This window comes from Dyella sp. (assembly GCF_036568765.1).
Taxonomy (GTDB): domain Bacteria; phylum Pseudomonadota; class Gammaproteobacteria; order Xanthomonadales; family Rhodanobacteraceae; genus GSA-30.
Map to the genome: position 1 here is coordinate 1 of NZ_DATCRY010000052.1, position 7,771 is coordinate 7,771.

The window sequence follows — 7,771 nt, forward strand, 5'->3', positions numbered from 1 at the left end:
GCCGCTACCGTGGGCTACATTGCGTCGGGACAGTTCGATCGCCAGTCCGACCCGCTCTTCGTCGCTGATATAGCGGCGGCTCTCGTCCGCGACATCGTGGATCCACGGCGGCAGGGTGAGGTGAATCTGCAACGGCAACACAACTCAGCCCGCCTGCTTGGCCCAGGTATCGCGCAGCGTGACCGCACGATTGAACACCGGCGCACCGGCGCGATGATCCACGCGGTCGGCAACGAAATAGCCCAGGCGCTCGAACTGATAGTGCTGCTCCGGTGCCGCCTCGGCTGCGTTCGGCTCTACCCATCCGCGCACTACGCGCTTGGCTTCGGGGTTGATGTGCTCGATCCAGGTCTTGCCGTCGCTGTCATCGTCCGGCGCGGCCACGTTGAACAGCCGGTCGTACAGTCGCACCTCGGCGACCACGCCATGCCGCGCACTGACCCAGTGGATCGTGCCTTTGACCTTGCGGTCCGCGCCCGGCATACCCGAACGCGACTCCGGATCGAGGGTGCAGCGCAATTCCACGACATTCCCCTGCGCGTCCTTGATCGCTTCATTGCACTTGACGATGCCGACGCCGCGCAGACGCACTTCGCCTTCCGGCTTCAGGCGGTGGAAACCCTTCGGTGGGACCTCGGCGAAGTCCTCGCGTTCGATCCACAGCTCGCGCGCGAAGGGTACCTGGCGCGAGCCGAAGCTTTCGTCTTTGGGGTGATTGGAAAACTGCAGCGTTTCCTCATGCCCCTCGGGCAGGTTGGCGATGACGAGCTTGAGCGGATCCAGCACCGCCATGCGGCGAGGTGCGTGCGCATCGAGATCTTCGCGAACGCAGTTTTCCAGAATGCCGTAGTCGATGATGCTGTTCTGCTTGCTCACGCCCAGCCGTTCGATCAGCAGGCGGATGCCTGCCGCCGTAAAGCCGCGGCGGCGCAGGCCGCGCAAGGTATTCATGCGCGGGTCGTCCCAGCCGTCGACGTGCTTCTCGGCGACCAGCTGAGCCAGCTTGCGCTTGCTGGTGATCGAATAGCTCAAGTTCAGGCGAGAGAACTCGATCTGCCGCGGCTTGGCCGGTTCCGTCCGGAAGCCGGCGTCGCGCAGGTGCTGCCACAGCTCCGGATGGTTGACCAGGTCGACCTTGTCGACGAACCAGTCGTACAGCGGACGATGGTCTTCGAATTCCAGCGTGCACAGCGAATGGGTAATGCCTTCCAGCGCATCGGAGAGGCAATGCGCATAGTCGTACATTGGGTAGATCGGCCACGCGTCACCGGTGTTCTGGTGGGTGATCTTGCGGATACGGTAGATCGCCGGGTCGCGCATGTTCATATTGCCCGAGGCCATGTCGATCTTCGCGCGCAGCGTCTTGCTGCCATCGGCGAATTCGCCCGCGCGCATGCGCGCGAACAGATCGAGATTCTCCGCCACCGAGCGTTCGCGGTGGGGCGAGTTGCGGCCAGGTTCGGTGAGCGTGCCACGGTATTCGCGCATCTCTTCGGGATTCAGGTCGTCCACATACGCATGGCCATCCTGAATGAGCTTCAGCGCGCCGCGATAGAACACTTCGAAGTAATCCGAGGCATGGCGCAGGTCGTGCCAGTCGTAGCCCAACCAGCGCACATCGTCCTTGATACCTTCGACGAACTCAGGGTCTTCCTTGCCGGGGTTGGTGTCGTCCAGGCGCAGGTTGCACCAGCCCGTGAACTCGGCGGCGATGCCGAAGTTCAGGCAGATCGCCTTGGCGTGACCGATATGCAGGTAGCCGTTGGGCTCGGGCGGAAAGCGCGTGCGGATGGCGTGGTGCTTGCCGGTAGCCAGGTCGTCGCGAATGATCTGGCGGATAAAGTCGCGCTGCTGGCCGTCGCCGGAGGAGGGCGTGGCGTGGGCGGGCGAAGGGGCCAGTGAAGATTCGGTGGACATGGGGTAACGGCTCAAAGTTATTCGTTGGGAACCGACGATTCTACTGGTTCTGGCGAATTTGACGATCCAGGTCGCCCGGGAGGCTGTCTCTGACCGGGTAGGCCCAGTGCGGGCGCGGGTTTGCCGGTGGGAACAGCCAGATAATTGCGCCGAACAGGCTCAGGCACACTCAGGCGAGCAAACCGTCAAGGCCGGCATCCGGGTAGGCTGCCGCCAGCGCATCGCGTGCCTCGGCCAGTTGGGATTGGATGGCGCGAACGATGTCTTCGGCAACCGGCCAATGATCTTCGGCCACCATGACGGCGATATAGTCCATCGCGGGGAGCTGTCCCACGGCTCCGGTGAGATATTCGCCGCTGATGAACGCCGGAATCTCGGCGCGCTCAAGGGCGTCCTTGATCAGATGGGCGTCGATCAGGCTTTCGGCTCGGTACACGATACGCATGTCGCCAAGCTACCCGTGGTTGCCTGCCGCGGCAAGACCCGGCAAAAGGGCAGGTGCTCGCCAATACATTTGTGTAGACCAGCCCCTACAACTACCTGGGCTTACCTCTCTTGTTCTCACGCGAAGCCAAGCGGGCGCCTATTCTCAAAAAGTCTTGCTAAATGGCTCAATGGGCTTGCCTGCCGAAGTGCGGCTGAAGAACAGCTGTGCGATCGGGGGCTAACCGACATGGAGCTTAATAAAATGGACATCAAGGTAAAAACCAAGGGCATGGCGCTGGCTGTACTGCTTGCCTTCGGACTCACAGCGCAGGCGGCGCCGACCCCGGCAACCGTTCAGGAGGCCAAACAGCAAGGCGCGCAGCAGGTCGCATTGCTGTTGTCCGATCGGATATTCACAGACGCTTTGCGACGCCAATTGTCCGACGCTGAGAAGGAGGGCGGCGGCAGTCAGGAAATCGCTACGCCGCTCACATCGCTACTGGCAGAGTACCGTACCCGCCAAGGCCGTTCGGCGGTCATTGAGACGCTGCGGGGCTTCGACACCGCAGTCAAAGCGTTGAAAGGCTATCCGACAATGAGGGCAGGCGTGTTGCAGCTTCGCCTGTATGTGCCTAAAGGTCAGCCATCGCCCACGGATTTCGGCAACTTGCTGGTCGCTTTCGAGCCGGCAGGCAAATCATCGAACTGGACTACCGTCGACGCATATGACAGCGAGGGTCGCCTACACCTCCTCGATGCCAGGCAGGCGCCGGATTTCCCTGTGCTGGTGCTTGACATCGATGGGCGACAGGATCTGCGTGAAGGCGTTCGTATCATGAACCAGACGTTGGCCGAGGGCGGCCTGCATCTGAGCGACCAGAAATCCTCGGATTACGAATTGACCGTGCTGACCAAGATTCGCCTCGACTCCGACAAGGAACCATGGCTGTCGGGGGCCGCCGAAGTATTTGCGATGGTTTCAGGCATGAAGCCGAATCAGGAAGGGCCCAATTTGCAAATTGTGGATATGCCGTATCTGGATTGGGAAAAGCGGGACTACTTTCCAGGTCAGGATCTGATTCATTGGAGCGATTTCGGACTTGGTGCCGTCAATATCCAGTTGTTCGAGCAGGATGACGATGCCAATTACAAGGCATTGGCGAGCGCCATCCTCGATGGGATATCGCAGGTGCTCGACAAGTTCGAGCCCACGTATTCGTTCATCCCCAAGATTGCCGATGCGATTCTGAAGGTGACGCCGGATTCATGGTGGATCAACGATAACGACTATCTCGATTCGTATTATTTGATCGAGAAGGGCAAGTCGTATGTCGATCGCCCCGGTGCTGCAGGCAACGCTACGGCGACATTCACGCCGTATACGATCAAGCGACCGTAACCCGATCGGTCAGCCTTGAGTTTTTGGCCCAGGGGCCATCGGGCCGAAGTGCTCCGATGGCCCCTTGTTCATTTGCGCTAGGATGAGCAGATGGATTACAGCTATGCCTCTATTGCCTCCCTGGTTCGCGATGTGCCCGACTTTCCGCAACCGGGCGTCGTATTTCGCGATGTCACTCCGCTGCTTGCCGATGCCGGACAGTTTGCCCGCTGTATCGACGCCATGGCCGAGCCATGGCATGGCAGCGGCATACAGGCTGTTTGCGGCGTCGAGTCGCGCGGTTTCATTTTTGGCGCCGCGCTGGCGCAGAAGCTGCACGCGGGCTTCGTTCCTTTGCGTAAGCCCGGCAAGCTGCCGCCGCCGGTGACGACGGTGGAGTACGCGCTCGAATATGGCGTCGATCGCCTACAGGCACGTAACGATGCGTTGCGTCCCGGCGAAAAGGTCTTGCTGGTCGACGATGTACTGGCTACCGGCGGCACCCTCGCGGCCGCCCGCGCCCTGGTCGAGAAGCTTCAAGCGACGCTTTGCGGCGCCAGTCTCCTGATCGAACTGGCGGCTTTGCAGGGGCGTTCGCGCTGGCCCGCGGACCTGCCGCTGCATGTGTTGTTGCGTTATTGAATTTGCCGCGGGCCAGTACCACTTAACTGTACTGTCCCCAACCTGCTCAGGAGGCCGCCATGCTCGGAATCGGAGCTTGGAAACAACGTATGCCGCAACCGGAAGACGCCTTGCCGGGTCGCCAGACGCCGATCCTGGATCCACGGCCGCACCATGTCACTGGGCGGTCCTTGCTGCCATCGGCATTTCCCGGCAGCAAAACCCTTATTGTCGGAATGGGCTGCTTCTGGGGGGCGGAGCGCAAGTTCTGGAATATCCCAGGCGTCTACACCACCGCGGTCGGCTATGCCGGGGGCTACACCCCGAACCCGACTTATCGGGAAGTATGTTCGGGGCAGACCGGCCACACCGAAGCCGTGCAGATCGTCTATGACCCGGCCAACGTGGACCTCTCCAGCCTGCTGCGTACGTTTTGGGAAAACCACGATCCCACCCAGGGCATGCGTCAGGGTAACGATGTCGGTAGCCAGTATCGGTCGGCGATCTATGCCACCGACGCGGAGCAGTTGGCCGCAGCCGAAGCGTCGCGTCGCGATTACCAGGCGCAGCTGACACGCGCCGGCTACGGGGCTATCAGCACCGATATCGCCATGGCCGGTCCTTTCTATTACGCCGAAGATGAGCACCAGCAGTATCTGTCCAAGCACCCGGACGGCTATTGCGGCTTGGGCGGTACGGGCGTGGTGTGTCCTATCGGGCTGGATGCGGCCTGATCGCGCCCCAAAGGTGTTTTAAACGGTCCGGAGTGAGGCCGGACTCAAAAAAGTCCGGCCTCACGCGTTAACATCGGCGAATGACTGCCGAAGGATCGTGCATGGCCAAGCTTTCCTCACTTGCCGCCTGTCTTCTGATCGTACTGTGCGTTACCGGATGCGATGTTTCGCAGTCTCAATCCGCGACGCCGGCGCAGGTGTCCAAGTATTCCGTGGATCGCATTTTCAAGGATCCGAAGGCCCAGGCGCTTGCCGTGGCCGCGGAGACCGGGAACGTTGCCGAAGTGCAGCGCTTGATGAAGCAGGAACACGTCAATCCCGACACGATCTTCAGTGACGATGGCAGCGGGATGCCGTTGATCGCATGGCCTGTGTTTACCGAGAGCCCGGCGGGTCTGAAGGCCATGCTCGACAACGGGGCAGATCCGAACGCCAAACGGCTCCATCCTTTGCAGAACACCACCCGTTTCAAGGGGAGGTACCAGAACGGTGCCATGGTGTGGGCGGCGAAGGCGGAAGACCCGATCTACCTGAAAGAACTGCTCGATCACGGCGGAGACCCCAATACAAGGAATTCCAACGGCGAATCGTTACTCTTTCAAGCGTATATCTGGCACGACCAATGGCAGAACGTGCAGCTTCTTGTAGAAAGAGGCGCGGATATCAATGCCCTGTCGCAGCAGATGTCGATTCTGTACGACTACAGTTCGATGGGCAGGTTCGAAAAGGTGTATTGGCTTTTGAATCATGGTGCCGATCCCCGCGTCGGAACGCTGATCAATCAACCGCCACCGCCTGCGCCAAAGCGATATCTCGCGGTTGAGGATATTTTTTGGCATCCCGGAGATCCCAAAGACCCGACTTGGCAACGCAAGTGCCAGCAATGGTTGCTGCAGCACGGGTTTACGCGACCACCTATGCCGAATGATTATCGCGACATGCGCAAGAAATTTGGCCTTCCTTACGAAGAGAAAGACATTCCGTTGTTATAACCGTTTGATCAAGGAGTGATGCGATGTCTGGCGATCCTCAGCAAGAGCAAGCGCTGTTGCAGCGACTTCGTGCAAGCGGCGACTCGGCGGCCCAACGCGAAGCGCAACAGTTAGCAGGGCTCTATCACGATCAGCAGATGGGTGAACTGGCAGCCGATGCGTACAACGCAGCTAAGGGTACAGAGCAGCCTCCTGCGGGATGGGCCCGTGCAAGTGAGCATCCTGAATTGATAACTAGGTATGCGCCCTCGCTTCATATAAGCCGGGATCAATTGAATGACATGCTCAAACCCGACGAGTCGGGCTTTCGCGCCGAAATCTACTTACCGGACCCTGCGGTGCTCGGTCCTGACTACAAGCCAGTGGTAGCCTTCAAAGGTTCGTCGGGTGACGTGCTGACATCTGATGGAAAGCTTCATTCCACCACTCAAGAAGATTTTCTGGCGAATAATTTTCCACAGTCGGTTGGCATGCGCACGGACTATTACGATCGCGCCATGCGGCTTTCGAGGGAGTTGCAGCGCGGCGGCCTCGATTTTGAACTTACGGGACACAGTCTTGCCGGCGGTATGGCGGCAGCGGCTTCAGCCGTTACTGGAAACCATGCTACAACCTGGAACGCTGCAGGTCTGCATCCGGAGACAGCTCGGCGTTTCGCCGCAGAAAACCCTGGCGTAGTCGTACATGACATAAGCAAGAGTATTAATTCTTACCAGGTCCAAGGCGAGCTTCTCAATAACGGCGTGCAGGGCAACATTCATAGCCTTGATTATTTGCAACGGCAAGAACTCGGAGCGGTGTTGCAGGAGGGCAGCCAACTCTTGAATCAATTGCCACAAGGCCGTGAGTTGCTGAAGCAGAACCTCGCCAAGAACATGCCGCCGGAGGCACAGAAGACAGTCCAGGACTTCATCGACAAGGTGGCAACGGGCGATACCAACAAAATGCTGCGCGAGTTGCCGCTTGCAGCGGGGCAGCAGCAACCTTTGTTGGCGCCGATGATGCCGTCCGGTCCCGATGGCACAGTGCTGATAGCGCGCAAGAATCAAATGTCCCTGCCAGAAGTGACTTATCTGGCCAAGCCGTTGCTCGAAACGGCCGGAGCAGTCGCAAAGGGTGCGCAGTTGGGCCATCAGGCGGGCGAGGTGGTGGCTGCCGGCGGCAAGGTGACGAATCAGGCATTACACGCGACTGGCGGCGGAATACGGAATATCACCGAAATGGGCGGACAGGCCGCCCGCACAGTAACCCAGGCTGGCGGCCATGCGGCACAAGGTGCAGAGCATCTGGCCGGTGCTGCTGCCGCCCACGGCCGTGTTGCAGTAGGCGAGGTGGGGGCACGGGTCAGTGAGGGGTTGGGTAGTCTTGGACAGTTCACTGCATCGCTGGAAGCCGATGCCCTGCGCAAAGTAGGTAGCGTCCTGCCGGACGGCGCTCAAAAATGGATGAACAACCAGGCGCAGCAACTCGATCGGGCTGGCGATGCCGTGCATCGCTTGGGGCAGGGCCTGGGCGCCGATGCGCGGCGCGATGCGCATGCTGACGCGGCAACGATCCGCGATGCCACGCGTACCTTGCAGGCGGCAACCGATCATGTGGCCACGCGGCTGGGAAATCTGCAGCACGATGCTGTGGCAGGAGCGGGGACATTGGCGGGTCGCGGCCTGGATGCGGTGGGAAACGCCGTGCAGCATGTTGCCGAC

The 7,771-nt window shown here is 60.2% G+C and carries 7 protein-coding genes and 1 pseudogene; 5 read left to right on the forward strand and 3 right to left on the reverse strand.

Going from position 1 to position 7,771, the window contains the following annotated elements:
- The 3 genes and pseudogenes from VIM98_RS04210 to VIM98_RS04220 form a co-directional block, all read right to left on the reverse strand.
- A pseudogene (locus VIM98_RS04210) lies at positions 1-141 on the reverse strand (nucleoside deaminase); the annotation flags it as partial.
- A 3-nt stretch (positions 142-144) separates the two neighbouring features.
- Positions 145-1,917 carry a glutamine--tRNA ligase/YqeY domain fusion protein gene (locus tag VIM98_RS04215; RefSeq protein ID WP_331991844.1) on the reverse strand — a complete coding sequence of 591 codons (1,773 nt, stop codon included), beginning with the start codon at positions 1,915-1,917 and terminating at the stop codon, positions 145-147.
- 169 nt (positions 1,918-2,086) lie between these two features.
- Positions 2,087-2,362 carry a DUF2007 domain-containing protein gene (locus VIM98_RS04220; protein WP_331991845.1) on the reverse strand — a complete coding sequence of 92 codons (276 nt, stop codon included), beginning with the start codon at positions 2,360-2,362 and terminating at the stop codon, positions 2,087-2,089.
- A gap of 243 nt (positions 2,363-2,605) precedes the next feature.
- Here VIM98_RS04220 and VIM98_RS04225 point away from each other — a divergent pair, with 243 nt between their 5' ends.
- The 5 genes from VIM98_RS04225 to VIM98_RS04245 all read left to right on the forward strand — a co-directional run.
- The gene (locus VIM98_RS04225; RefSeq protein WP_331991846.1) at positions 2,606-3,742 is read left to right on the forward strand and encodes a DUF3103 family protein; all 1,137 of its coding nucleotides are present in this window, start codon (positions 2,606-2,608) and stop codon (positions 3,740-3,742) included.
- 90 nt (positions 3,743-3,832) lie between these two features.
- A complete protein-coding gene (locus tag VIM98_RS04230) occupies positions 3,833-4,363 on the forward strand; it encodes an adenine phosphoribosyltransferase (protein ID WP_331991847.1) in 531 nt (176 codons plus the stop codon).
- A gap of 59 nt (positions 4,364-4,422) precedes the next feature.
- Positions 4,423-5,076, forward strand: coding sequence for a peptide-methionine (S)-S-oxide reductase MsrA (gene msrA, locus VIM98_RS04235; protein ID WP_331991848.1), 654 nt, complete (start codon positions 4,423-4,425; stop codon positions 5,074-5,076).
- Between the two features lie 101 nt (positions 5,077-5,177).
- Positions 5,178-6,068 (forward strand): ankyrin repeat domain-containing protein, encoded by an 891-nt coding sequence (locus VIM98_RS04240; RefSeq protein WP_331991849.1) that lies wholly within the window; start codon positions 5,178-5,180, stop codon positions 6,066-6,068.
- 137 nt (positions 6,069-6,205) lie between these two features.
- Positions 6,206-7,771: phospholipase (locus tag VIM98_RS04245; RefSeq protein ID WP_331991850.1), on the forward strand; the 1,566-nt coding region annotated here is incomplete at its 3' end.

Excerpts from the sequence above, each read along its gene's own strand:
- VIM98_RS04240 (WP_331991849.1), top strand. The coding sequence starts at position 5,178 with ATGGCCAAGCTTTCCTCACTTGCCGCCTGTCTTCTGATCGTACTGTGC.
- VIM98_RS04220 (WP_331991845.1), bottom strand. The coding sequence starts at position 2,362 with ATGCGTATCGTGTACCGAGCCGAAAGCCTGATCGACGCCCATCTGATC.
- VIM98_RS04225 (WP_331991846.1), top strand. The coding sequence starts at position 2,606 with ATGGACATCAAGGTAAAAACCAAGGGCATGGCGCTGGCTGTACTGCTT.
- VIM98_RS04230 (WP_331991847.1), top strand. The coding sequence starts at position 3,833 with ATGGATTACAGCTATGCCTCTATTGCCTCCCTGGTTCGCGATGTGCCC.
- msrA (WP_331991848.1), top strand. The coding sequence starts at position 4,423 with ATGCTCGGAATCGGAGCTTGGAAACAACGTATGCCGCAACCGGAAGAC.
- VIM98_RS04215 (WP_331991844.1), bottom strand. The coding sequence starts at position 1,917 with ATGTCCACCGAATCTTCACTGGCCCCTTCGCCCGCCCACGCCACGCCC.